Below are 24,549 nucleotides of genomic sequence, written 5' to 3' on the forward strand. Positions count from 1 at the left end.
ATGGCCTGAACGAATTGTTCAAGCCATGATGTAGGTCACAAGTTGTTATCGGATTGTTAAGTTGTGGGTTTGATGATATTTGCGATGCTTTCTGCGATTTTCGCTACATTTTCACCTTCATCACCAACAATAATTAAGCTGGTATCTCCCATTGGCTCCACGATTCCTGCCATACCATCTTTGTTGAAGTCGACGGCTTTGTCTGACGGGATCCCAGTTAAGAACAGAGTTACTTTACCTTTTTCACCTTGGAATACCATGTGCAGCGCGTTTGATTTACCAAAGCCACAATGATTCAAATAGTAAACATGGTAAGGAAATGTCTCAGACAGCTGGTGATCAAATGGCATCATCTTTGCGTTGATCTGATTCGATTGCACCTGTTCATCAAGGTTCGTGACAAAAGGCTTTTCATCCACCACGTGTTTCATCGCGGTTGATGCTAGACTCGCTTGAGCTGGAGAAACCACAATTTTACCCCAGTTAACTTGCCCAACTAGCAAACCTGCGACGAATGCTACTGATGCCGCCATCGCCATCGCGCGTCTTGCAAAATTTGGTCTAACGACGTTCTCTTCTACGGACGATGTTTGATTAAATAAGATACGATCAGCAAGATCATCTGGCACTTCAACGGCCATTGCTTTGGCGATTTGCTTGTCGAGGTCTAGTATCTCTTCAGCAAACTGACCATTTTTGTCGCTGGCTTGAATCGCAGCATTGATTTCGTTATCACGCTGCTTAGGATCGGACATAATGCGTCGGCGAAATTCTAGTTCATCCATTTTGCTGCCCCCTATGTTTGCTATCTGAATCTAACATGTCTTTCAGCTGGTTCCTGGCTCTGAAGAGTCGTGTCATTACAGTGTTTTTATTTAAGCCCAAGATATCTCCTATCTCTTCACCACTGAATCCTCCAACAACTTGTAGGAACAATGGTTCACGATACTCTTCTTCAAGCTTCATTATTTGCGCCTGAACCCATTCTGTTTGATGGTGAGGATCGTCGGACACCTTAGCATCGTTGCCATGGTCATCGATATCAACCAGATCAAACTGTTTACGTTCAAAGCGGCGTGCGTTCTCGCGCCGTAGGATAGTAATTAGCCATGACTTAGCGGCTTTTTCATCTTGTAAGCTATCTAGAGACTTCCACGCTCTTAAGCAGGTTTCCTGAACCAAATCTTCTGAAATGGTTGGGTCTTTGCACAACCAATATGCATAGCGGTACAAGTCTCTGTGATAGGCTCTTACGAGCGCTTCATACTTTCTTTGTCTGTCCATATCCGAGTTGACCGGATCGCTAGACTTTTTCTTTCCAAAAATATTGATAATTGACACATGAGCCTCCCTCGTTGCTCTGTGATTTCTTATTATAATCGTTCTCTCTAGTAGGAACAGGAGAGTGATATTCATTCTGTTTTGTGTATGTCGACACAAGCGAGCAGTGATTATATGCAAATGGTGGCATTGATGTCGTGAAGTAAGGATAAATATAAATGCCGCTACGAGGTACAAATCCACTTAAAATTGATCTAATTCAAAATCTAGGTCACTCTAGCGGTTATAGTAACACCTGTCATCTAGTCGGTGTTTCACTGACAAGTTGAGCAAGATGACACTTCCTTTTGAAGGCTGACTTTACTTTCTCCTAATCAGGAAACTGATTATTTCAATTGGCGTAAGTTAATTGCTTTATACATTCCAACCACACAGATTTGTGTGGTTTTTTTTTGCCTCAAGTCTCTCAGACCACCTAATTATCAGAAAGTTACATAAAGATGACTTGAAGAGAAGTCTGAGCAGTACTACAGACCTTATATCTCTCATTATTTCATAATCTGCCGAAAGTCACGTTTATTCAAACGAGCGTTTGATTGAATTAACATTCTCGTTACAATGATTCTGGTCAGACCTCTAAATATTAAGGAGCAACAATGGGCAAGCAGGAAGTGAAAACTCGCTCAGGAGAACGTGTGGCGATCGTCGCAGGTTTGAGAACCCCTTTTGCACGTCAAAGTACCGAATTTAGTCAAGTACCCGCCGTTGATTTAGGCAAGATGGTAGTGAGCGATATGCTTGCTCGTACGGATATTGATCCAAAGCTTATTGAACAGGTTGTATTCGGCCAAGTGGTTCAAATGCCAGAAGCGCCGAACATTGCGCGTGAAATCGTACTTGGGACTGGGATGCACATCCACACCGATGCCTACAGTGTTACTCGAGCCTGTGCGACAAGTTTTCAATCAGCAGTTAACGTAGCCGAGAGCATTATGTCGGGTACTATTGACGTTGGTATTGCTGGCGGTGCGGACTCATCTTCTGTTTTGCCAATTGGTGTGTCTAAAAAGCTTGCGGCCAACTTGCTTGCATTAAGTAAGACGAAGACACTTGGCCAAAAGCTCAACATTCTCAAAACACTTTCGTTTAAAGACCTCATGCCTGTGCCTCCAGCGGTTGCGGAATATTCAACCGGCCTGTCGATGGGGCAGACTGCCGAACAAATGGCGAAGTCGCATGGTATTACTCGTCAAGCGCAAGATGAACTTGCTCATCGCTCTCATACCTTAGCTGCGCAAGCATGGAACGAAGGCAAGATCGAAGGGGAGGTGATGACCGCTTTCCCTGAGCCGTACAAAAAGTGGATTTCTAAAGATAACAACGTTCGCGAAGACTCAACGATAGAAGGCTACGCAAAACTTCGTCCGGCATTTGACCGTCAATATGGCAGTGTGACCGCTGCGAACAGTACGCCACTCACAGATGGTGCGGCTGCGATTATGTTGATGAGAGAAGGCAAAGCGAAAGAGCTTGGCTTAGATATCATGGGCTATATTCGCTCATACGCATTCTCAGCGATTGGCGTTGAAAGCGATATGTTGATGGGGCCATCTTACGCGACGCCAATGGCACTTGATCGTGCGGGTATCGAGCTTTCCGATCTTACGCTTATCGATATGCATGAAGCATTTGCAGCACAAGCACTCTCAAACGTAAAAATGTTTGCGAGTGACAAGTTTGCGCAAGAAAAGTTAGGGCGTTCGAAAGCGATCGGTGAGATCGACATGGACAAATTTAATGTGCTTGGTGGCTCGATTGCTTATGGTCACCCATTTGCTGCAACGGGGGCTCGTATGATTACTCAAACACTGAGAGAGCTTCAGCGTCGTGGCGGCGGTCTTGCGTTAAATACAGCATGCGCCGCAGGTGGTTTAGGTGCAGCAATGGTATTGGAGGTTGAGTAATGAGTGAACAAACCGCATTTAATTTAACAATTGATGAACAAAGCATTGCTTGGCTCTCTATAGATGTACCCGGCGAGAAAATGAATACTCTGCAAGCCGCGTTTGCAGAAGAGATGGAAGCTATCTTCGCTGAGTTGAAGGAAAAGGGCGGATCTGTGAAAGGCCTTATTGTTCATTCACTAAAGCCTGATAACTTCATCGCTGGCGCTGATGTACGTATGTTGGACGCTTGCAAGAGTGCAAAAGAAGCACAAGCCTTGGCTGAACAAGGCCAACAAATGTTTCAGCAGTTATCTGACCTCCCTTATCCTGTTGTCGCTGCGATCCATGGTCCGTGTTTAGGTGGTGGATTGGAGCTGGCGCTAGCGTGTGATTATCGAGTATGTACTGACTCGGATAAAACTCGATTAGGTCTGCCTGAAGTCCAGCTTGGCCTATTACCAGGCTCTGGAGGTACACAGCGACTACCTAGATTGATTGGCTTATTACCCTCTTTAGATATGATTTTAACGGGTAAACAGCTTCGAGCTAAAAAGGCGAAAAAGCTCGGGGTTGCCGATGCTGTTGTACCGCAAACCATTTTACTTGAAGTCGCTAAGAGTTTTGTTGAAAAGTATTCGGGTAAGAAGAAGAGTAAGCGTAAGGCATCAACCAAAGAAAAATTGATGTCAAACACAGGTTTAGGTCGTAAAGTGATCTTTGAACAGGCTGCGAAGAAGACTAACGAAAAAACCAGAGGTAACTACCCAGCGGCTGACGCTATCCTGGAAGTGATACGTTACGGCCTAGAAAAAGGGTTCGAGAAGGGACAAAGCAAAGAAGCCGAGCGATTTGGTGAGTTAGTGATGACGGCTGAGTCCAAAGCCCTGCGTTCGATTTTCTTTGCGACGACTGAAATGAAAAAAGAGAACGGTAGCGATGCTACGCCTAAAACGGTTAGTAGAGCGGCTGTGCTCGGCGGCGGCTTGATGGGTGCAGGAATCAGCCATGTGAGCGTCGCGAAAGCAAAAGTGCCGGTTCGTATCAAAGATGTTTCGAATGATGGTGTACTGAATGCGCTTAAATACAACTACAAATTATTCGATAAGCAGCGAAAACGTCGCATCATCTCCAAAGCTCAACAACAGAGTAAGATGTTGCAACTTTCTGGCGGCACAGACTTTACTCAGTTCAATCATACCGACATCGTTGTCGAGGCGGTGTTTGAAGATCTTAACCTAAAGCAACAGATGGTCGCTGACATAGAAGAGAACGCGAAAGATAGTACCATTTTCGCCACAAATACCTCTTCACTGCCTATCCATCAGATAGCGGAGAAAGCGCAGCGTCCTGAAAATGTCGTTGGTTTACACTACTTCAGCCCTGTAGAGAAAATGCCGCTTGTTGAGGTCATTCCTCATGAGACAACCTCTGATGAGACAATATCGACCGTGGTTGAATTTGCTCGCAAACAAGGTAAAACGCCAATTGTTGTCAAAGATTGTGCGGGTTTCTACGTCAATCGTATCCTTGCTCCTTACATGAATGAAGCGGCACAGGTGCTATTAACGGGTGAGCCTATCGAATCACTGGATACATCGTTGCTGAACTTTGGATTCCCTGTTGGGCCGATTACTTTGTTAGATGAAGTTGGTGTGGATATTGGCGCTAAAATCATGCCTATTTTGGTTAATGAGTTGGGTGAGCGATTCCAAGGGCCAGATGTCTTCGATAAGCTTCTAAGCGATGATAGAAAAGGGCGTAAGAGTGGCAAAGGCTTTTATACCTACAAAGGGAAGAAGAAAGAGGTCGATAAGTCTGTTTATAAATTGCTTGGGCTAAATCCAGAGTCAAAGCTGGCAGAGAAAGATATCGCTCTACGCTGTGTTCTACCAATGCTAAATGAAGCCGTCCGCTGTTTAGATGAGGGTATTATTCGTAGCCCTCGTGATGGTGATATTGGTGCGATCTTCGGTATTGGTTTCCCTCCATTCCTTGGCGGTCCGTTCCGTTACATGGATCAAATCGGGATTAAGAAGCTAGTGGAGATCATGAACGATCATGCTCAGAAGTATGGTGATCGATTTGCTCCATGCGACGGTCTACTGACCCGAGCGGGCTTAGACGCTAAGTTCTACGAATAAAGCTTTTGATATAAGACTAGGCGAGCCGACAGGTTCGCCTTTTTTGTATGTGGACGTTATTATCTAGAGGAAAACAAAAAACAAGAAAAAGGATGTGAAATGGACGCTCTAGATTTGTTGCTCAACCGTCGCTCTATTGCGAAATTGTCAGAGCCAGCTCCAGAAGGTAAAGCGTTAGAGAATATTATTCGTTCGGGGTTACGTGCTCCGGACCATGCTGGCCTAACACCTTGGCGATTTGTGATTGCTCAAGGTGAAGGGTTGAGCAAACTGTCAGATATTTTAGTCAGAGCCGCCGTTGCTGAAGAAAGTGAGCAAGTGGTCGTTGATAAAGTGAAGAATGCGCCGTTTCGTGCCCCTATGGTGATCACCGTGATCGCAAAAGTGACAGAGCATGAAAAGGTACCAGCACTTGAGCAACACCTATCGGCAGGCTGCGCTGTTCAAGCGATGCAAATGGCAGCAGTCGCGCAAGGGTTCCAAGGTTTTTGGCGCTCAGGAAAATGGATGTTCCACCCAGAAGTACATCAAGCGTTTGGTTTAGAGGGAGATGACGAAATTGTTGGTTTCCTTTACTTAGGCACAGCAGGCTGCACACCTATGAAAGTGCCAGAGCGTGACCTGAGCAAATTTGTCGAATACTTGTAACTGTAAATCAGATGGTAAAAGAGCTTGGTAAGATACCAACCAGAATAAATACCTGTTCATTCTTGCTGATTAAAATCGCTGATAGCATCGTTATAGATTTTGTAGGTAGGTCAACTAGCTAGCTGCAATCTATGCCTTGCTCTAAGCGATTTTTCCTGCGCAAATTTCTGAACACCTATTCATCCCGGTTGGTATGGCCAATCTCTTTTTTATTTAGTGAATGTTGTAGGCAATAACAAAGTCAATAAACAGTCGTACCTTTTCAGGTAGGTGATCTTTGTGGTTATACAGCATGTAGATATCGCGTGGGTTAGCACTCCAGTCTTCTAATACTCGGACGAGGCTGCCATCATCAATAAACTCTTTCAGCATCACATCGGGCATTAGGGTAATGCCAAGTCCTTCAGATACCGCGCTTCTTACCACATTCAAGCTATCTGCTTGAAAACGGCCTTTATCATTATTAACGACAATCTCACCGCTATTGTTGGATAGTTGCCACTTTAATAGCGGTGCTCCCTTTAGCAGCGAGTGTTGGTGAAGCTCTTCTGCGTGCTTTGGCGCTGGGTATTTTTTTAAATAATCAGGGCTTGCGACCAAAATATCCGCTACAGATGAGATCTTACGAGCGATTAAACTTGAGTCACGCTGCGGCCCAACACGAAAAATGACATCCCACTCCGTTGGATCTAACTGCTCAGCTTGATTACTGGTCGTAAGCTCAATATTGATGTCAGGATACTGGCTCATAAAGCTAGAGAACATTGGCATCATCATTCGTTTGGTCAAATTCGACGGTGAAATGATGCGAATTTTACCCGCAGCGCCTCGACATTCATCGGTGATCTCTTCAGCCGCTGAAGTTAATCGATTCAAAAGTGGAGAACACTCGTTGTAAAAGCGCTCACCCGCCTCTGTCAACGAGAGTTTACGTGCATGGCGATTGAGAAGGCGAAGGTTTAATGACTCTTCTAATGCCTGAATGCGTCGCGTAATTGTCGCAACGGGGATCATGGTTTTACGAGAAGTTGCAGTATAACTCCCATTTTCGACCACAAGCCTGAAAAGGTTTAGATCATCTAATTTCATGGTATCAGACACACTTTTTTACGAATTCGGTTAATTTATATCTATATCAAATGCTAAAGCTTGAGTCACATCAATTACTTTATAGAAATTCGATATTCCATACATATAGTATGCAACAAGGGTTCAAAGTGGAAGATTTGTATAAATCACGGTTCACGGCTACTTTTTAAAGAGTAAATATTACGACAAACAAAAATAACAATAACGAATATAAGTTGTACCTGTAGTTGTGAGGCAAGAGATATGCACAAGACAATAGAAGTTGGAACGAGCGCGGCTGTGCCCATAGCTGCTGCTGAAAAGGTAATTATGCTAGTGGATGATGACCCCATTTTTCGTCGCATTACGTCTGGTTTTCTAGTATCTCAAGGGTACAAAGTCGTCGAAGCAGAAAATGGTTTAGATGGCCTTCAAAAATTGAGAGGTGCAGAGCCCGATCTCATCTTGTGTGATTTATCCATGCCAATCTTAGACGGTATAGAGTTTGTCGAAGAGGTCAGCCTAGAGTACCCATCACTTCCTCTTATTGTTGTGTCTGCAACCGATGATATTTCCGATGTCGCTAAAGCGCTACGTTTTGGCATCAAAGATTTCTTGCCTAAGCCTATTAGCAACCACGAGCATTTAGCTTCTGCGATCGAAAATACGCTTGATGACTCAGATAACCACTTAGCAGACCAACGCGACTTCTCTAGTCAGTGGTTTAGAGTGGATAGTGGAGATGTCCCTGAAGAGCAAGAGTTGCATTGGCATCTAGAGTACCTAGAAGATAATCCAAGCGCAGCGAAAGATCTGCTTCATGCGTTACTGCCTGATAAAGATACCTCTCAAGGTGACTGGAAGTGTGGCTATCGTTTATTACAGTCAACCGATGTCATGCCGCTTGTCTTCGACTACGCGTGGCTGATGAATGGTCAATTTGCGTTCTACTTAGTGGATTCCGATAGTGAGGGGCAACATGGTGCGGCCACTACGTTATTGGTTCGAGCTCTGTTCCACGATTATTTAAGAAACCTGAAATGCTTCAACGCTGATCTTAAAGACCTCGCCAATGTGTTGGAAAAAGGCATTAAGTGCTCGGATTGCAGCTCACCTGTGAAAGCGATTTTCGGTGTCGCTGATTTGTCAGAAGGGACGTTATCGTTACTGCCGGCAGGCTTGGATGCTCAATGGTCAAATGGCTACCTTTCTCAACACATCCCAGCAGGTCTCTCTCTCGGGGAAAACTGTGTTAAAAACTTCATAACGACAGATTTGCAGATTCAGTCAGCCTGCCAGGTCTCTTTGAATAAACTAGGTTCAAGCAGCTTTAGCTTAGATATTTATCGCGGAGCTAACGCTTAGCGAGACCTTAATAACCTTTTTACAATAACCCTTTTTTTGGTCGGTGTTTGTCGCCGACCGATTAGGGTATAGTCCGCCATAAACAAAAATAGCCCAACTATTTAACAAATGTTTAATGGTTGCGCGCAATAAATATCACCTTCAATATTTAGAGAAGCAAGCTCATGGCAGACAAAGATTTCAAAGAACCGTATAATATCTTTTACTTTCTAGGATTTATCGCTGTATTACTGATCCCAACTCTACCAGCAACACTAACGTGGATTCGAGTGTTGAACGGTTACGCGGGCTTCTAATCTCCAGCGCACGGAGCATGCCATCATTATTCGTCGACTGATTCTTAATATCGTTGGTATGCTCAGCTTGATCCTAGGTGTCATTGGGATCTTTCTTCCTCTACTTCCGACCACTCCTTTTATTCTGCTCGCCAGCGCTTGCTTTATGCGCAGTAGTCCAAAGTTTCACCGTTGGTTACATTCCCACAAAACATTTGGCCCAATCTTAGATAATTGGCACCAAAACAGAGCCGTTACCGCCAAAGTTAAAAAACGTGGCGCAATCTGGATAGTAGCCAGTTTCTCGTTTTCTATTTGGGTTGTACCTCATTTTTGGTTAAAGATTATGCTAGTGGTGATGCTGGTGGTGCTACTCAGTTGGTTTATTCGTTTACCTGTGACTGAGTACCTTGCCGATAGCGAAGAAAATCACTAAGATTGCTAAGAAGAGTGCCTGCTTTTTTAAGTGGGCGTTTGTTTTTTTAGGCACAACGATCTGCGATGACTGTTTGAGTGTATCACTGGGTTGGGTTGTGCTGAGAACCAATCTAAGAATGACATTATGACGACTGAAACCATCGCGCTAATCAAATCTAGCATCAAAAGTATCCCTGACTATCCAAAAGCAGGCATCTTGTTCCGTGACGTGACAAGCCTAATGGAAGATGCGAAAGCGTACCAAGCGACGATCCAGCTTCTTGTAGAGAAGTACAAAGACATGGGCTTTACCAAAATTGTTGGTACAGAAGCTCGTGGTTTCCTATTTGGTGCGCCACTTGCGCTAGAGTTAGGTCTTGGTTTTGTTCCGGTTCGTAAGCCTGGCAAACTGCCTCGTGCAACGGTTGCTCAATCGTACGAGCTAGAATACGGCACGGACACATTAGAAATTCATACTGACGCGATTGTTGAAGGCGACAAAGTGTTGATGGTTGATGATCTATTGGCGACAGGTGGCACTATTGAAGCAACGACAAAACTTATCCGCCAACTTGGTGGTGTCGTTGAACATGCTGCATTTGTCATCAATCTTCCAGAAATTGGCGGTGATAAGCGTCTTGAAGGCCTAGGTCTTAACGTATATAGCATCTGTGAGTTTGAAGGCCACTAATCAGGTAGGTTTATAGTTTCATGAGTTATCTTGCCTTAGCGCGAAAGTGGCGCCCGACCAAATTCAGTGAAGTGGTTGGTCAGGCTCACGTACTGACTGCACTTGAAAACGCTTTAGCCCAAAACCGTCTGCACCACGCTTACCTTTTTAGCGGTACGCGAGGGGTGGGTAAAACCACAATTGGACGTCTTTTTGCTAAAGGGTTAAATTGTGAAACAGGTATTACTTCGGCCCCTTGTGGTCAATGTGATACGTGTAAAGAGATTGATGAAGGGCGCTTTGTCGATCTATTAGAAATTGATGCGGCGTCTCGTACTAAGGTCGAAGATACTCGTGAACTGCTGGACAACGTTCAGTACAAACCTGCACGCGGTCGGTTCAAGGTTTACTTGATCGATGAAGTGCACATGCTTTCACGACACAGTTTCAATGCACTTTTGAAGACATTGGAAGAGCCGCCAGAGTATGTGAAGTTTCTACTTGCAACGACTGATCCTCAAAAGTTGCCAGTGACTATTTTGTCACGTTGTCTTCAGTTTCACCTGAAACCAATCAGTGTCGACAACATTCATGAGCAGCTTGATAATATTCTTGGCCAAGAGCAAGTAGAAGCTGAAGCTCGTGCTCTTGGAATGATCTCTCACGCGGCTGATGGCAGTATGCGTGATGCGCTAAGCTTAACTGACCAAGCGATCGCTTTGGGTAATGGCAAAGTGTTGACCGACAGTGTCACGCATATGTTAGGTACTTTAGATACCGACCAAGCTTTGCATCTTCTTGAAGCTATTAGCTCTAAGCAACCCCAGCTAGCAATGGAGTGTATATCATCTCTTGCACAAAATGGTGTTGAATGGGATGGTTTACTCCAGCAATTAGCGAATCAACTCCATCGCTTAGCCATGTTCCAAGCATTGCCTGCTACGCTCGACCAAGCGCAGCCGGATGCTGAGAAAGTTGAATTGCTTGGAAAATCGATGACACCGCAAGATGTCCAACTTTACTACCAAATTGCAATCAAAGGACGTCAAGATCTTCCATTAGCGCCATCGGAACGCGTTGGCTTAGAAATGGTTATCTTGCGCATGATGGCATTCAAGCCGGTAGAGAAGTTACAAGCGAACGTTATCTCTACTGAGGCTGCAGCGGCAAGCACAAGTGCCCCCCAGCCAAAGCAACAGACCGCGCCGTCACAAATGGCTCCTCAGCCAACTCAGCAGCGTCAATCGGTAACGGCACAGCCACCATCTGCCCCGCAGCAAGGTTACGATGCTCCACCGATGCCGGACTACATGCCAGAGCCTCCGCAGTATGATGAGTCTTATATGCCGCAGCATGAGCAGTATGCTCCACAGCAATCTCAATCTTACAGTGCTCCAGAGCAAAAACCTGTCCGACAAGATCGACAACCACCGCAGCAGCAAGAGGTTCGTTCCTCTTCGCCTGTAAGTGGGCTGCGTCATCAATTACGCTCTCAACGTAATGGTTTGAGCAGTGGGCAAGGTAATACGCCAAAAAAGGCTAATGCGACATCTGCAAAACAAGAGTCTGTTCTCGACCGTGTAGCGAAGAAACACGGTGGAACAGGGCAGGTGTCGCCATTGACTAATAGCCATTTTAACGCAGCACCTGCAGAACCTGTGAAAGAAGAAGCGTACCGTTGGACGCCGAGTAAACCACAGGTCCAAAAAGAGAAAACAGAACTGACGCCGACACTACTCAAAAAAGCGTTAGAGCATGAAAAGACACCTGAAATGGTACAAAAGCTGGTGGAAGAGAGTTTAGAGCAAAGTGATTGGGCAAATTTGATTAGCCAACTCACCACTGCGAAGCTGACCGAGCAACTCGCGCTCAACTCAAATTTCGTTAAAAGTGGTTCAACAATTGAACTTACTTTACGTGCTCCCCAAGCTCATTTGAATACCGATAAAGCTCAAAGTGAACTGCTTGGAGAGCTGAATCGTGTTTTGGGTGAAGAGTGCCAATTGACGGTTCAGGTCGGCGACAGCGGTGAAACACCACTAGAGTTAAGAGACAAACTCTACCAAGGTCGCCTGCAGCAAGCTTTCGATAGTTTGCAAGAAGACCCACACGTTCAGTTTATTGAGAAGCGCTTTGCCGCTGAGCTGGACAGTGAAAGCGTTCGACCGATTTAATTTTGTGGGGTTGAAACTTAATGGTTTTAACCCAATCTAATAACGAAACAAGCTAACAAACTAGAGAGACAAACATGTTTGGTAAAGGCGGTATGGGCAACCTTATGAAGCAAGCCCAGCAAATGCAAGATCGCATGCAAAAGCTTCAAGAAGAAATCGCTAATATGGAAGTAACAGGTGAGTCTGGTGCTGGCCTTGTGAAAGTAACGATTACTGGTAGCCATAGCGTTCGTCGTGTTGAAATCGATGAGAGCTTAATGGAAGACGATAAAGAGATGCTAGAAGATTTGATCGCAGCAGCGTTCAATGATGCAGCTCGTCGCGTTGAAGAGACTCAAAAAGAGAAGATGGCTGGCGTAACTGGCGGTATGCAACTACCACCAGGCATGAAGATGCCTTTCTAATAGACTATTGAGTAAGAATTAATGCGCACCAGTCACATGCTGGAGCAATTGATGGAGGCCTTACGTTGTCTACCTGGGGTTGGCCCCAAGTCGGCGCAGCGTATGGCCTTTCATTTGTTACAGCGAGATAGAAAAGGCGGGCTTCAACTCGCCGATGCGTTAAGCCAGTCGATGATCGAGATTGGACACTGCAGCGAATGTCGAACTTTTACTGAAGAGGAAGTTTGTCATATCTGTACCAACCCGAAACGTCAAGAAAACGGCCAAATATGCGTTGTTGAAAGCCCGGCAGATATTGCTGCGGTAGAAGCAACAGGACAATTCTCTGGTCGTTATTTTGTGCTAATGGGCCACCTTTCTCCGCTTGATGGTATTGGCCCAAGCGATATTGGATTAGACGTGCTCGATTATCGATTGCGTCGTGGCGATGTTAGTGAAGTCATTTTAGCAACGAACCCGACCGTCGAAGGGGAAGCCACTGCGCACTATATTGCTGAGTTGTGTCGAGAGCACCAAGTCTCTGCAAGTCGAATTGCACACGGTGTCCCAGTTGGTGGGGAGTTAGAATTGGTGGACGGTACTACGTTATCCCACTCTCTACTCGGGCGACAAAAACTGTCTTAATAGAAGCCGCAGGAAACTGCGGTTTTTTTTGATGTGAGAAAAGCAATCCATCCCTAGATTGCAACTGATTACCTAGAATCGATAATCTATTGAGAAGCTAATTTGATTGTTATACGGGACAGATAGAGTGGTTGAGTCACCTGTTTCCCAATTGATGGTTTCTGAATAAGACTCAAACATGTGCCTGTACTGTAGGTCAGCGGATAGATTATTCATTATCTTGTATTGAAGGCCCGCCTGTAAGCCATATGTGAAATCAGTTTGGCTTCCTTTGTGAGATGCGTTATCACCGTTAGAGCGGTCATAAAAGTTAGCTTCTACACGATTATTAACAAGGCCCGCAGTCGCACCACCGAATAGAGAAACCGTTGAGCTAACGGCATAAAGATAGTCATAAGAAATGAGGTATTCAGTCTGCGACAAATCAATGCCAGTGCTAATATCCTCTGGTTCTTGATTGAGGCGATTGCGATACAGTGAAGAGTCTGTCATATGATTGATTGTTGCTGTCAATCTATGGGTGTTGTCGATGTATAAGCCGCCTCTTAGATGAAAAGCTCCACCCTGAGCATTGTCACTGTATGAGCCTAATTCGCTATCCGCAATTTCCCCTTTCATACTTTGGTAGCTACCACCACCACCAAGGAAAAAATCTACAGCGTAGGCTGGGCTACAGAGACTAGTTAAAACAATAAGTCCAAGGCTCTTTTTCATGTTTTACTCCAGTTGATTTGTTGGGGTAAATTATGAATGCGAGTGAGCCATATCTCTAATTGCGCGTGGTTATAGCGCTGATAATCGATAGTTATCAGGTAATGTTCTCAAGTTCAGTGATGTTGTCGATCGCTTCTTGCGATGTTGAGCCGCAGATAACAGGGCATGCTTTAAACTGATGACAAACTTTAGGGCGTTCTTCTTTGCCAAACAACTTACACAGGTTTTCTTCATTCAACTGAATGCAGCGTACACCCGCAGGCTTCCCATTTGGCATACTTGGTATAAAAGAAGAGATGCTTGGCGCGATACAACACGCTCCACAACCTAGTCGACAATCCATCTTTGATAACCTCACAAAATCAAGCGCGCAATCCTATCAGAGTTTTCACCCCTCTTCACCACTTACTTATCTTTGGAGTTCTGGACTAAACATTGTTATTTCTTGATTTAATATTATTTATTAGTAGAGAGTCTAAGTAATAGATTTCTTTAGTAATAGAACTCTCAATATATTATCGGCAAGTGACATTGTTAATAGATTGTTTACTATGTGATATTAAAGATATTGTTAGCATTGGAATAATAATCTTATTTGGACTGCTATTTAATGTTTGATATGCCTAGCTATAATTATAACAATAGTTTCTTGTTGGGCAGTTTATTGCCCAGACTTGGTAGGTTTTTTCTCGTATAGTTTATATTAAAACGGATTGAAAGGTTTTTGGGGATGGCTTATTAATTGCTTGTATGCCTAATTATTCTGAAAAGTAGAGGACGTGGCATCATGGGAAATGGAATTATTGTTGGCGATATTGGAACAGAGCATGATGGGTTCCCACCCACACCAGTCATTGCTGGTTCAGGAACGGTCAAGATTGATGGAGTACCTGCAGCAAGACTGGGAGACCCACTTGCCCCTCACGACAAACCTAAGCATCCAGCTCATGATCGAGCAATAGCAGCAGGTTCTAACACGGTCAAAATAGATGGAAAGCCTGCTGCAAGATCTGGCGATCCAGTAAGTTGTGGCGGAGTGCTACAAGGTGGAAGCAGTGTCAATATTGGTTAAGTTATTAGGGATCACTCTGCTCACGATGACTAGCTTGTTGTATAGCAGTCTCTTGCTGTCTGACACAAAGGTATACGATGAGGCATCGCTCTCTCCAGAGGATGCTTTCGAACGCGGGATGCTTCTAAGATCTCAATTTAAAAACAGTGAAGGGCTTCGGTTTCTAAAGTCTGCTGCAGACAGAGGGCATGCGGATAGTGCTTTCGTCATGGCTCTTGAGCTATTAAGCCCCAACACGGCTTATCGGAATGAAACATTATCTCGAAGCTACATGCTACAAGCATACGAACAGGGTTCACTGAGTGCAATGAACTACTTTTCGACTCAAGCAGCATGGGGAACACAGAGGCAACGTGAGACACTTACAAATGGTTACTTTAACGCTCTGATTGATAATGGGAAGTATAACCCTCGGAACGCTTACTGGCTTTTGGCTGAATTCTACCATCGGATAGATCCCGAGCTATCTCTTTACTATCTAGATATAGCGATTGAGTTCGAATCTCCACGAGCCTACTTGGAAAGTGCGTGGCGAATTAGTGCGGGAGAGCTGGATTACGTCTTTGAAGCAAAGGCACAGAGGGAGCTTAATCGCCGTTATCTGTTCGCTGCACGTGCGGGGTACATACCCGCAATTAAAAGCTACATCAAAGTTTTAGAAGAGAAAGCGGAGTTTAGTCAGGCGTATGAATGGCGGAAAACGGCACTTATGGCTGGGGACATCACATCGCTTGTTGCACTTGCGAATATCTACAGAGACAGTTCGTCTCAATATGATGCTTTTGTTGATCTCGATAAAGTGAAGTCTGCCGCTTACTGTGCTCTCTATCTTGAGGTCGCAGGAAAGGACAGATTCCCGATGATTTACCGACAGGCTGAACAATGCTACTTGAATTCGATTGCAGATCTTGCGATGGAAGATCTGCAATCAATCGAGAATATCAAGCGTGAAATGCGACAATCAGTCGTATTTTATCACCATGATGAAATCTGGGACTCCATAAGTATTAAATTAGAATGATAAGCTGAGAACAACGCCGTATCTGAATCAGATAATACTTACGTCTTAATAATATATATTTTACTTTAATCAACACGGTTTAAAGTTAGATTATATATGCCTTCTCAATAGAGGTATTGAGCGACGAACATTAACTATTTAATGGCTATTAATCAGTCGCTCTTCATTTTATTTCAATACTTATATGAACCCATATTATTACACCCAAACTTAGACTTGGAGAGATTTAGATATGTCAAAGGAAGGAAGCGTTGCGCCAAAAGAACGGATTAATATTAAATACATTCCGGCAACAGGTGATGCTCAATCTGAAGTAGAACTACCATTGAAAACATTGGTGGTGGGTGACTTTAAAGGTCATGCAGAAGACTCACCGATTGAAGAACGTAGCACAGTGTCAGTAGATAAAAACAACTTTGAATCTGTCATGCGCGAAAGTGAGCTGCGTTTAACGACTTCAGTGAAAAGTAAACTTGGTGAAGATGAGAATGCAGACCTACCTATTGAGCTTAAATTTGACTCTCTCTCAGATTTTTCTCCAGACTCGATCAGCTCTCAAGTTCCAGAACTAAACAAGCTTATAGAACTTCGAGAAGCTTTGGTGGCACTAAAGGGGCCGTTGGGGAACATTCCAGCGTTCAGAGAACGTTTGCAAGAGCTACTCAGTTCAGAAGAGTCGCGCGAGAAGTTGCTGGGTGAACTGAACCTTGTAAGTAGCGATACAAACTAGAACAAAAACTGACTAATAACACGCGTCATTTATGGATTAGGATAATCAGGAATGTCTACAGATACGGTATTAGAAAGACCTCAAGAAACCCAAGTTGGTTTACTTGATGAAATCATGGCACAAACGAAAATTGCACCGAGTGAAGAAGGTTACGATATAGCAAAAAAAGGTGTTGCCGCTTTTATTGAAAATCTAATTGGAACTCAGCAAACGGATGAAGCAGTAAACAAATCTCTTGTTGATCAAATGTTGGTCGAACTCGATAAGAAAATCAGCGCCCAGATGGATGAGATACTTCATGACGAGAAGTTTCAACAGATGGAGTCATCGTGGCGTGGATTGAAACTACTGGTTGATAGAACTGACTTTGCAGAAAACAATAAAATCGATCTTCTACACGTCACTAAAGAAGAATTGCTGGAAGATTTTGAGTTCGCGCCAGAAACAACCCAGTCTGGTCTATACAAGCATGTTTATTCATCTGGTTATGGTCAATTTGGTGGAGAACCGACTGGGGCTATTATCGGTAACTTTTCCTTTACCCCATCAACACCCGACATGAAGCTTCTCCAGTACATGGGTTCATTGGGTGCTATGGCTCATGCGCCATTTCTTTCGAGTGTTGCTCCTGAATTTTTTGGTATTGATTCCTTTGAAGAGTTACCGAATATCAAAGATATTAAATCGATTTTCGAGAGCCCGAAATATACTAAGTGGCGTTCATTACGTGAATCAGAAGATGCCCGATATATTGGTCTTACAGCGCCTCGTTTTCTCTTGAGAGTTCCATATGATCCAGTAGAGAATCCAATCAAGTCCTTCAATTACAATGAGAGCGTCTCTGAATCTCATGAACATTACTTGTGGGGTAATACTGCATTTGCTTTCGCGACGCGCCTAACCGACAGTTTTGCGAAATATCGCTGGTGTCCAAACATTATCGGTCCACAAAGTGGTGGTGCAGTAGAAGATTTACCTGTACATGTGTTTGAGTCGATGGGGGCATTGCAGTCAAAAATTCCAACGGAAGTGCTGATCACCGACCGCAAAGAGTTCGAACTCGCAGAAGAGGGCTTTATTGCGTTGACGATGCGTAAAGGAAGCGATAACGCGGCATTCTTCTCAGCAAACTCCATCCAGAAACCTAAGGTCTTCCCAAATACCAAGGAAGGTAAAGAAGCCGAGACCAACTACAAACTGGGCACGCAGCTCCCATATATGATGATCATCAATCGCCTTGCTCACTATATTAAAGTTCTTCAGCGTGAACAAATTGGTGCTTGGAAAGAGCGTCAAGACTTAGAGCGAGAGTTGAATACTTGGATTAAGCAATTTGTTGCGGACCAAGAGAACCCGCCTGCAGATGTTCGCAGTCGACGACCACTTCGCGGTGCGAATATCGAAGTTGCCGATGTCGAGGGAAATCCTGGCTGGTATCAAGTTTCTTTGTCGGTACGTCCTCACTTTAAGTACATGGGGGCTAACTTTGAGTTGTCCTTAGTTGGTCGCTTAGATCAGGCGTAATTGTATGGCGTACTTTGCTCCAGAAGAGAGTACGTTTGGTGTTGGCTTCTTAGAACGACTAGAAGCCAACACTCCTGACGTCTCCATGACAAAAGGGCCAACACCGAGTGATGTTCTGAAATCTATCAAATTGAATGTCACTAAAGTGTTGAACACTCGAGTAGGTGGAGCGCAAAGTGCCCCTTCTCTTGGGTTATTAGATTTTAACGATGCCACAATGGATAAGCTTGACTTGTCACTAAAAGTGAAACTCTCGATACAAGAGTGTTTACAACGCTATGAACCACGTTTGAAGAATATATTAGTGGTCGCGAAAAATGACTCGGTCAATGCCTTATCGCTTGAGTTTTACATCAATGCCGAGATAAACAGTGCTGCCGTTCATGAGCGAGTTCAATTTAGCCTGTTACTTGATCAAAATCGAAAGTACCGAGTGGTTTAAGGATTATGACCCAAGACAAATACTTTAGAGAGGAGCTTACTTTCCTAAAAGAGCAAGGAAGGGAGTTCACGGAAATCTATCCTCAATTGTCAAGATTCCTTCATGGGCGAACAATGGATCCAGATGTCGAGCGTTTGCTTGAAGGTTTTGCGTTCTTAACCGGACGATTACGTGAAAAAGTTGACGATGAATTTCCTGAGCTCACGCACTCGATGATTAATATGCTTTGGCCTAATTACCTTCGCCCTGTTCCGAGTATGAGTATTCTAGCTTTTACACCGAACAAAAGTGTTAGTGAAAAGCAGGTGATCAGTAAAGGGACTCAAGTTGATAGTAAGGTGATTTTTGACACCAAATGCCATTTTCAAACTTGCCGCGAAGTCTCGCTCTATCCTTTAGAATGCACCGGTGTTCAAACGCAACACACCCGAAAAGCGACCACGATTGAAGTAATCATGGAAACGCAAGGTGAAAGTACATTAGGAAATATAGGTTTGGATGATCTTCGCTTTTATCTTGGGGGAGACAACTATAGTTCACAGATGTTGTACCTCTGGTTAAACCATTACCTAGATAAAGTCGTTGTTGAGATTAATGGCACGGAGTTTTTCTTACGAGACGACTGTTTCAAAACCGTTGGTTTTGACAGTAGTGATGTGTTGTTGCCGTATCCAACCAATGTTTATGAAGGTTATCGAATCTTACAGGAATACTTGTCATTCCCTGAAGCGTTTCATTTTTTTGATCTTGTAGGGCTTGATCAAACGGTGCCCAAAGGTTTCACGGGTCAGTTTTCAATTAAGTTTCATTTTTCTAAGACGTTGCCTGTTGATGTTCGAGTTAAACAAGAAAGCTTTCAGTTGTATTGCACGCCAATCATCAATTTATTTGAACATGATGCGGATCCAATTGATCTATCAGGCCGTCAATCTGAGTATCGAGTGACTCCTTCGAGTCGGTACCCATCTCACTATGAAATCTTCAGTTTTGAAAGTGTAGAAGGGTGGCAAGACTCTTCAGCAAAAGGTCAGAGAATTAGAGGAGCAAAACGAGTTTATTCGCCATTTGAGAGTTTTCAGCATGAGGTGGAACGAGCAAGGAATCGCAAGGCGCTCTACTATCGAGTGCGAGTTAAAGAGAGCATTCGAGGTGATGGGTTCGATAATTTTATCTCATTTGTGCGTAGTGATGAGACGACATCACTTGACGTTGATGAAGCGGTATCGATCAAGCTTATGTGCACCAATAGACTGTTACCCTTAGAACTTGGTATTGGTGATATTAATGAGCCCACTGATACATCACCACCGTTTGCGAGCTTTCAAAATATTACGATTCCATCACAGTCCTTAAGGCCAATTTTGGACGGAAGTTTACTGTGGACACTGATCTCCAACTTGTCTCTGAACTATTTGTCGTTGCTTTCAAAAGATGCGCTAAGCAGTGTGTTGAGAGCCTATGATTTTAAAGCATTGGTAGATCGCCAAGCAGAAAAGATCTCTCGTCAACGTTTAGATGCAATCCACAAAATAGAATCTAAACCTGTCGATAGGATTATTCGAGGTTTACCTGTCCGAGGGCTTCATTCAACTCTCCACATAGAACAATCGAATTTTGGTTCGGAAGGTGATCTATTTTTGTTTGGTTCAGTTTTGAGTCATTTTTTTGCGCTGTATGCGAGTATCAACTCTTTTCATGAATTGCACGTAGTGAATACCAACAATCAAGAGAGGTATACATGGGGATCTCAAGTGGGGATGCAACCCCTCATCTAGTTGAGGAGGACACGGATCTCAACCAGTTCGAGTTACCCAGTAAGGTGCATGACTACAACTTCTTTCAATTGGTTGAGGTATTGCAAAAGCTGAGTCAGTTGAATCCAGATGAAGATGATTGGGAGCGGAAATGCAAACTGGTGTTTAGTGCAAACCCCAGTCTGGGTTTTTCGCCTTCAGATGTGGATGAATTGGTTTGCTTAGAAGATGAAAGGATGGTCGTCAGGACAAACTTTTTTGGCCTTTCTGGTGCGCAGTCTCCATTACCGGGTTTTGTCGTAGAACAGTTTCTCAATGAAGAACCCGGAGGACATAAGCAACCATTTGTTGATTTCTTTAATAACCGCTTAATCAACTTGGTTTATCGCATTTGGCGAAAGTATCGATACTTCGTTCGATTTCAGCCGGATGCAACGGACGACTTTTCGAGTCAACTACTGTCACTCGTTGGGTTAGGGTCTCCGGAATTGCGAGGGGACACGCCAATCAATTGGTGCAAGATGTTGGCGTATTCTGGAACTCTCGCCGGGCGAAGTCGTTCACCTCAAGTAGTGTCAGGCATTATCGCCCATTGCTTTGATTTACAAGATGTAAAAATTCGTCAATGGACTCCAAGAAAGGTGCAGATTGACCCATCTCAACAATCTCAGCTAGGTAAGCGAAATAGTGAGCTAGGAGTGTCGAGTATGGTCGGAGAGTCAGTTATCGATTGTAACGGGAAATTCACGATATGCATTCGAGGTCTCTCTCGCAGTCAGTTTTTAGACTTTTTACCTTCAGGAAAAGAGTTTAAGCCTTTATGTAAATTGGTGGAGTTTATTTTACGTGAACAGATGGCTTATGACCTAGAGCTCACAATGAACGATGACGAAGAGCAGGAATTGGCTCTAACCAAGCATTCAGACATCGCACTAGGTTGGACTTCATTTTTAGGTAGAAGCCAAGAAAGCAAACACATTTTAATTCAAGTAAGGCAGTAATAGATGGTCAACTCTCGTTTACCCGATTTATCGTTTATCGTAATAAACGCTGAAAAACTAGACTCAGGACTCTCGGCATTTATTGAGTGGATATTGCCCTATGGTGTTATCGGGTCATCACCTTCGTCAGAGTGGTGTTTGAAGGACGCAGAAAATCAAGTTCATAGTAGTCATTGTGAAATTGTAATGGTGGACGGAGCTTTTTGCCTTAGAGATCTTTGTGGTGAAACGTATATAAACGGTTCTGATATGCCGATAGGAAGGGACCAGTTAGCAAAACTCGGACATAAGGACCAAATCGTTATTGGACCTTATCAGGTGCGTGTCATTTTTGGCGATGCAGAGGGTGAATTGACCGACCCATTGAGCGGTATGTTTTCTATTAAAGAAGCTGACCTTTTATCGGATGAAGGGACCTTTGAAGTACAGAAAAAAGCAGATTGTGAAATGCCCAATCTCGATCCATTAGCCGCGTTAGAACAACGCGGTAACCATGAATCCCCAAAGTCATTGTTAGACCCTATTGAGCACGAGCAAGACGAGCAAAGCCTGTTAGATTCGGGTGTGGAAAGTAACACACTGATAAATAAAACAAACGGCACTTTGCAGGCAGACAGTGATGACCAAATTTCTTCGTCAATGAGTTTAAAAAGAATCTTGAGTTTTGGCTTTGGCGCTAAGAAAAAAACATTGGCGAAAGATAAAGAGAACAGCATTGAGGTTATTAAACCTCATACCAATCAACCAACACACATGGCTTCAGAGGACTTATACATGGACGATCAAACGCTTGACTTACTTGAGGAAGAGGTAGCAAAAAGCATTCAAATTGACCCTAAAAGATCGACAATACAGAGTTCAGCTGGCCACCTTGTGACTGGCCCAATGCTCAATGGTTTAGGTGCAGAAGTGGATGGCACAGAAAGTGTCGAACGTATGCATATACTATCTGAGGAAATAGGTGAGTCTTTAAAAGCGTGCATTCAAGGGCTTTTATCTCTTCATCAACACGTCGATGAAGGACGTTTTGGTACGTTGAATCGCAACCTTCAGCCGATTGAAGATAACCCTTTGAGACTAGGGTTACCATATGACCAGACGATAAAGACCATGTACGGACAAGGCAAAAGTGCCGTTCATCTGTCTGCACCAGCGGCGATCGAAGAGAGTCTAGCGAATGTTCAATCTCATAATGAAGCTATGCAATACGCGACCAGTGAAGCATTGAATCAAATCCTAGGTGCGTTTTCCCCAGACGTTTTGCTGAAACGTTTTAATAGCTACAAACGTACAAGCCAACCTTTAGAACAAAGTGAGAACTCGTGGGCGTGGGATATGTACTGTAACTATTATCAAGAGCTTACGTCACATCGTCAGCAAGGCTTTGACAAGTTGTTTTGGGAGATCTTTGAGCAAGCGTATGACCGAAAGATTCGGGAAAGACAATTGGAGTGTTAATGGTGAAGCGTTCACTTTTTATTGGCTTGTTTTCACTGCTGGTCGCAGCTTGCAGCAGTGAACCTGATTATAACCCGGCACAGGAAGCGACTAGCGTAACGTTTAGTTTAGTCGCTTCTGAAGGCGTTAACCCAAATGTTTGGGGAGAAGCTTCTCCCGTAGAAATACAAGTATTTGAACTGGTTGATGATTCAATGTTCATGTCAGCAAGCTACGACCAACTTAAACAAGATCATAAAAAAGCGCTAAAAAGCAACTTTGTCAAAAGTTATGACTACGTTTTGCTCCCAGGGCAGTTCAAGTTCGTTAACCCTATTGAAGTGGACGATGAGACGAATTACATCGGTGTTCTCGCAAACTTTTCGGACGTAGAGCTGAGTGAATGGAAGAAGGCAGTGAAGGTTTTAAATAAAGGTAGGGAGTATCACTTGTTGATGTTGTTGAGCGACTACGATGTAAAGTTGGAAAGGGTGGAATAGGGTAATGTTTTCTCGAAATCGAGTGATTTGGAATGAGGGGTTATTCATAAAGCCTCAACATTTTCAACAGCAACAGAGAAATACTGAGTATGTTATTGATGAACGTATCGCAACGATAAGCGGCTATTTATATGGCGTATCGGAATTTTCGTTCAATCCTGAGTATCTGTCATTTGGGCGTATTGCGATTGATCGCGCAGTAGGTGTTATGCCCGACGGTTCCGTATTTCGTATCCCTCAAGAAGATCTTTCTCCTGACGCATTGGAAGTCGAAGATGGTTCTCTAGCCAATCAACTGGTTTATCTTGCTGTGCCACTTCGTAGCGAATCATTGCGAGAAGTCAGTTGGCCTGAGGAACAAGGGACTGGTCGTTATGACAGTCGTCGTTTAGAGGTTCGAGATATCCATACTCTGCAAGGTGACCTGACGACGATTGATGTTTCTCCATTTCGTATACAACTGATGTTAGAGAGGGATGACCGAAGCTCGTATGCATCACTAGCGGTGGGGAGAATCTTAGAAAAACGCCCAGACGGCAGCGTTGTCATGGATCCTGAGTTTATACCGTGTCATGTAAATGTCGTTGGTCACCAAATTCTACATCGTTTTATTAATGAGGTGGCGGGTTTGATGTCAGAGCGTGCGAAGAATATCGCTCAGCGCATTAGTTCACCGTCACAAGGAGGCGTTGCGGATGTATCAGACTTCATGCTGCTTCAAGCTTTGAATAGGCTTCAGCCACAAGTTCGTCACTTAGCGGATCTGAGAAGCTTGCATCCCGAAAGGCTGTTTGAATCGTTAACCATGTTGGTTGGTGAGTTATCCACGTTCACCGATGAAGGTCGTCTTCCACCTAAGCTGAACAGTTATAACCATGACATGCCGACAGAGTCTTTCATTCCTCTTATGCGTCATTTAAGGCAGGCACTGAGTGTTGTCTTAGAACCCCGAGCAGTATCAATCCAACTTGATAAACGCAAATACGGCCTGATGGTAGCCCCAATACAAGATCCTCAGTTAATGGAAAGTGCTGACTTTATCGTCGCAGTTAAAGCCCGAATGCCAATGGACGAGCTGCGCTCTAAGTTTACGCAGCAAACCAAGATCTCGTCGGTTGAGAAAATCCGTGAACTCATTTCTCTTCAATTACCAGGCGTTCCTTTGGTGGCGTTACCCGTTGCTCCACGTCAGTTGCCATATCATGCAGGGTATATTTACTACCAGCTCGATAAAGCGAGTTCAGCATGGCAGTTGTTGTCTAAGTCGAGCGGTTTTGCTTTCCATATCGCTGCAGCCTTTGATGACTTGGATCTTCAATTCTGGGCAATAAGGAGCTAACG

Annotated in this window: 25 protein-coding genes; 20 read left to right on the forward strand and 5 right to left on the reverse strand. The window is 44.0% G+C overall.

What is annotated here, in order from left to right; translation table 11 throughout:
• Positions 1–56 precede the first annotated feature (56 nt).
• A complete protein-coding gene (locus F0231_RS06465) occupies positions 57–785 on the reverse strand; it encodes a DUF3379 domain-containing protein (RefSeq protein WP_171758905.1) in 729 nt (242 codons plus the stop codon).
• Positions 778–1,341: a sigma-70 family RNA polymerase sigma factor gene (locus F0231_RS06470; RefSeq protein ID WP_171758906.1), complete on the reverse strand. Its 564-nt coding sequence runs from the start codon at positions 1,339–1,341 to the stop codon at positions 778–780. Before F0231_RS06470 ends, F0231_RS06465 begins: the two co-directional genes overlap by 8 nt.
• 596 nt (positions 1,342–1,937) lie before the next feature.
• Here F0231_RS06470 and fadI point away from each other — a divergent pair.
• The 3 genes from fadI to F0231_RS06485 all read left to right on the forward strand — a co-directional run bounded on the left by fadI (position 1,938) and on the right by F0231_RS06485 (position 6,016).
• Complete coding sequence (fadI, locus tag F0231_RS06475; RefSeq protein ID WP_171758907.1) at positions 1,938–3,245, forward strand: acetyl-CoA C-acyltransferase FadI; 1,308 nt, start codon at positions 1,938–1,940, stop codon at positions 3,243–3,245.
• A complete protein-coding gene (fadJ, locus tag F0231_RS06480; RefSeq protein ID WP_171758908.1) occupies positions 3,245–5,368 on the forward strand; it encodes a fatty acid oxidation complex subunit alpha FadJ in 2,124 nt (707 codons plus the stop codon). The genes fadI and fadJ overlap by 1 nt, the downstream gene beginning before the upstream one ends.
• A 99-nt stretch (positions 5,369–5,467) precedes the next feature.
• Positions 5,468–6,016, forward strand: coding sequence for an NAD(P)H nitroreductase (locus F0231_RS06485; RefSeq protein ID WP_171758909.1), 549 nt, complete (start codon positions 5,468–5,470; stop codon positions 6,014–6,016).
• Between the two features lie 213 nt (positions 6,017–6,229).
• On the opposite strand, the gene F0231_RS06490 is transcribed toward F0231_RS06485, so the two are convergent.
• Positions 6,230–7,105 carry a LysR family transcriptional regulator gene (locus F0231_RS06490; RefSeq protein ID WP_171758910.1) on the reverse strand — a complete coding sequence of 292 codons (876 nt, stop codon included), beginning with the start codon at positions 7,103–7,105 and terminating at the stop codon, positions 6,230–6,232.
• Positions 7,106–7,348: 243 nt separating this feature from the next.
• Here F0231_RS06490 and F0231_RS06495 point away from each other — a divergent pair, with 243 nt between their 5' ends.
• The 7 genes from F0231_RS06495 (at position 7,349) to recR (ending at position 13,013) form a co-directional block, all read left to right on the forward strand.
• Positions 7,349–8,449, forward strand: a complete 1,101-nt coding sequence (locus F0231_RS06495) for a response regulator (protein WP_171758911.1) — start codon at positions 7,349–7,351, stop codon at positions 8,447–8,449.
• A 164-nt stretch (positions 8,450–8,613) separates the two neighbouring features.
• Positions 8,614–8,745, forward strand: coding sequence for a hypothetical protein (locus F0231_RS21125; RefSeq protein WP_005452089.1), 132 nt, complete (start codon positions 8,614–8,616; stop codon positions 8,743–8,745).
• A gap of 22 nt (positions 8,746–8,767) precedes the next feature.
• On the forward strand, positions 8,768–9,160 hold the full coding sequence (locus tag F0231_RS06500) for a YbaN family protein (RefSeq protein ID WP_367613464.1): 393 nt from the start codon (positions 8,768–8,770) through the stop codon (positions 9,158–9,160).
• Between the two features lie 126 nt (positions 9,161–9,286).
• Entirely contained in the window at positions 9,287–9,832 is a 546-nt protein-coding gene (gene apt, locus F0231_RS06505; RefSeq protein WP_171758912.1) for an adenine phosphoribosyltransferase, read from the forward strand.
• A 20-nt stretch (positions 9,833–9,852) separates the two neighbouring features.
• Positions 9,853–11,985, forward strand: coding sequence for a DNA polymerase III subunit gamma/tau (gene dnaX / locus F0231_RS06510; protein ID WP_171758913.1), 2,133 nt, complete (start codon positions 9,853–9,855; stop codon positions 11,983–11,985).
• 74 nt (positions 11,986–12,059) lie between these two features.
• Complete coding sequence (locus F0231_RS06515) at positions 12,060–12,389, forward strand: YbaB/EbfC family nucleoid-associated protein (RefSeq protein ID WP_004413339.1); 330 nt, start codon at positions 12,060–12,062, stop codon at positions 12,387–12,389.
• Positions 12,390–12,410: 21 nt separating this feature from the next.
• Entirely contained in the window at positions 12,411–13,013 is a 603-nt protein-coding gene (recR, locus tag F0231_RS06520) for a recombination mediator RecR (protein WP_171758914.1), read from the forward strand.
• 72 nt (positions 13,014–13,085) lie between these two features.
• Here the strand turns inward: recR and F0231_RS06525 are convergent, their stop codons facing one another.
• A complete protein-coding gene (locus tag F0231_RS06525) occupies positions 13,086–13,727 on the reverse strand; it encodes an outer membrane beta-barrel protein (protein WP_171758915.1) in 642 nt (213 codons plus the stop codon).
• A gap of 94 nt (positions 13,728–13,821) precedes the next feature.
• Entirely contained in the window at positions 13,822–14,070 is a 249-nt protein-coding gene (locus tag F0231_RS06530; RefSeq protein ID WP_171758916.1) for a YkgJ family cysteine cluster protein, read from the reverse strand.
• Positions 14,071–14,514: 444 nt separating this feature from the next.
• Between F0231_RS06530 and F0231_RS06535 the strand changes: the two genes are divergently transcribed.
• The 10 genes from F0231_RS06535 to tssK all read left to right on the forward strand — a co-directional run bounded on the left by F0231_RS06535 (position 14,515) and on the right by tssK (position 24,547).
• Positions 14,515–14,799 carry a type VI secretion system PAAR protein gene (locus F0231_RS06535; protein WP_171758917.1) on the forward strand — a complete coding sequence of 95 codons (285 nt, stop codon included), beginning with the start codon at positions 14,515–14,517 and terminating at the stop codon, positions 14,797–14,799.
• Positions 14,783–15,820, forward strand: coding sequence for a hypothetical protein (locus tag F0231_RS06540; protein WP_171758918.1), 1,038 nt, complete (start codon positions 14,783–14,785; stop codon positions 15,818–15,820). Before F0231_RS06535 ends, F0231_RS06540 begins: the two co-directional genes overlap by 17 nt.
• 232 nt (positions 15,821–16,052) lie before the next feature.
• A complete protein-coding gene (gene tssB / locus F0231_RS06545) occupies positions 16,053–16,550 on the forward strand; it encodes a type VI secretion system contractile sheath small subunit (protein WP_171758919.1) in 498 nt (165 codons plus the stop codon).
• Between the two features lie 51 nt (positions 16,551–16,601).
• Entirely contained in the window at positions 16,602–18,074 is a 1,473-nt protein-coding gene (tssC, locus tag F0231_RS06550) for a type VI secretion system contractile sheath large subunit (RefSeq protein ID WP_171758920.1), read from the forward strand.
• A 4-nt stretch (positions 18,075–18,078) separates the two neighbouring features.
• A complete protein-coding gene (gene tssE / locus F0231_RS06555; protein ID WP_171758921.1) occupies positions 18,079–18,516 on the forward strand; it encodes a type VI secretion system baseplate subunit TssE in 438 nt (145 codons plus the stop codon).
• 5 nt (positions 18,517–18,521) lie between these two features.
• Entirely contained in the window at positions 18,522–20,291 is a 1,770-nt protein-coding gene (gene tssF, locus F0231_RS06560; protein WP_171758922.1) for a type VI secretion system baseplate subunit TssF, read from the forward strand.
• Positions 20,255–21,271 carry a type VI secretion system baseplate subunit TssG gene (tssG, locus tag F0231_RS06565; RefSeq protein WP_171758923.1) on the forward strand — a complete coding sequence of 339 codons (1,017 nt, stop codon included), beginning with the start codon at positions 20,255–20,257 and terminating at the stop codon, positions 21,269–21,271. Before tssF ends, tssG begins: the two co-directional genes overlap by 37 nt.
• A gap of 3 nt (positions 21,272–21,274) precedes the next feature.
• Positions 21,275–22,729 (forward strand): type VI secretion system-associated FHA domain protein TagH, encoded by a 1,455-nt coding sequence (tagH, locus tag F0231_RS06570; RefSeq protein WP_171758924.1) that lies wholly within the window; start codon positions 21,275–21,277, stop codon positions 22,727–22,729.
• Positions 22,730–22,731: 2 nt separating this feature from the next.
• Complete coding sequence (tssJ, locus tag F0231_RS06575) at positions 22,732–23,208, forward strand: type VI secretion system lipoprotein TssJ (RefSeq protein ID WP_171759108.1); 477 nt, start codon at positions 22,732–22,734, stop codon at positions 23,206–23,208.
• Between the two features lie 4 nt (positions 23,209–23,212).
• Positions 23,213–24,547, forward strand: coding sequence for a type VI secretion system baseplate subunit TssK (gene tssK, locus F0231_RS06580; protein ID WP_171758925.1), 1,335 nt, complete (start codon positions 23,213–23,215; stop codon positions 24,545–24,547).
• Positions 24,548–24,549: the final 2 nt, after the last annotated feature.

It is taken from the genome of Vibrio sp. RE86, assembly GCF_013114545.1.
In the GTDB taxonomy this organism is placed as follows: domain Bacteria; phylum Pseudomonadota; class Gammaproteobacteria; order Enterobacterales; family Vibrionaceae; genus Vibrio.

Excerpts from the sequence above, each read along its gene's own strand:
- F0231_RS06465 (WP_171758905.1), bottom strand. The coding sequence starts at position 785 with ATGGATGAACTAGAATTTCGCCGACGCATTATGTCCGATCCTAAGCAG.
- fadI (WP_171758907.1), top strand. The coding sequence starts at position 1,938 with ATGGGCAAGCAGGAAGTGAAAACTCGCTCAGGAGAACGTGTGGCGATC.
- fadJ (WP_171758908.1), top strand. The coding sequence starts at position 3,245 with ATGAGTGAACAAACCGCATTTAATTTAACAATTGATGAACAAAGCATT.
- F0231_RS06485 (WP_171758909.1), top strand. The coding sequence starts at position 5,468 with ATGGACGCTCTAGATTTGTTGCTCAACCGTCGCTCTATTGCGAAATTG.
- F0231_RS06490 (WP_171758910.1), bottom strand. The coding sequence starts at position 7,105 with ATGAAATTAGATGATCTAAACCTTTTCAGGCTTGTGGTCGAAAATGGG.
- F0231_RS06495 (WP_171758911.1), top strand. The coding sequence starts at position 7,349 with ATGCACAAGACAATAGAAGTTGGAACGAGCGCGGCTGTGCCCATAGCT.
- F0231_RS21125 (WP_005452089.1), top strand. The coding sequence starts at position 8,614 with ATGGCAGACAAAGATTTCAAAGAACCGTATAATATCTTTTACTTTCTA.
- apt (WP_171758912.1), top strand. The coding sequence starts at position 9,287 with ATGACGACTGAAACCATCGCGCTAATCAAATCTAGCATCAAAAGTATC.
- dnaX (WP_171758913.1), top strand. The coding sequence starts at position 9,853 with ATGAGTTATCTTGCCTTAGCGCGAAAGTGGCGCCCGACCAAATTCAGT.
- F0231_RS06515 (WP_004413339.1), top strand. The coding sequence starts at position 12,060 with ATGTTTGGTAAAGGCGGTATGGGCAACCTTATGAAGCAAGCCCAGCAA.
- recR (WP_171758914.1), top strand. The coding sequence starts at position 12,411 with ATGCGCACCAGTCACATGCTGGAGCAATTGATGGAGGCCTTACGTTGT.
- F0231_RS06525 (WP_171758915.1), bottom strand. The coding sequence starts at position 13,727 with ATGAAAAAGAGCCTTGGACTTATTGTTTTAACTAGTCTCTGTAGCCCA.
- F0231_RS06530 (WP_171758916.1), bottom strand. The coding sequence starts at position 14,070 with ATGGATTGTCGACTAGGTTGTGGAGCGTGTTGTATCGCGCCAAGCATC.
- F0231_RS06535 (WP_171758917.1), top strand. The coding sequence starts at position 14,515 with ATGGGAAATGGAATTATTGTTGGCGATATTGGAACAGAGCATGATGGG.
- tssB (WP_171758919.1), top strand. The coding sequence starts at position 16,053 with ATGTCAAAGGAAGGAAGCGTTGCGCCAAAAGAACGGATTAATATTAAA.
- tssC (WP_171758920.1), top strand. The coding sequence starts at position 16,602 with ATGTCTACAGATACGGTATTAGAAAGACCTCAAGAAACCCAAGTTGGT.
- tssE (WP_171758921.1), top strand. The coding sequence starts at position 18,079 with ATGGCGTACTTTGCTCCAGAAGAGAGTACGTTTGGTGTTGGCTTCTTA.
- tssF (WP_171758922.1), top strand. The coding sequence starts at position 18,522 with ATGACCCAAGACAAATACTTTAGAGAGGAGCTTACTTTCCTAAAAGAG.
- tssG (WP_171758923.1), top strand. The coding sequence starts at position 20,255 with ATGGGGATCTCAAGTGGGGATGCAACCCCTCATCTAGTTGAGGAGGAC.
- tagH (WP_171758924.1), top strand. The coding sequence starts at position 21,275 with ATGGTCAACTCTCGTTTACCCGATTTATCGTTTATCGTAATAAACGCT.
- tssK (WP_171758925.1), top strand. The coding sequence starts at position 23,213 with ATGTTTTCTCGAAATCGAGTGATTTGGAATGAGGGGTTATTCATAAAG.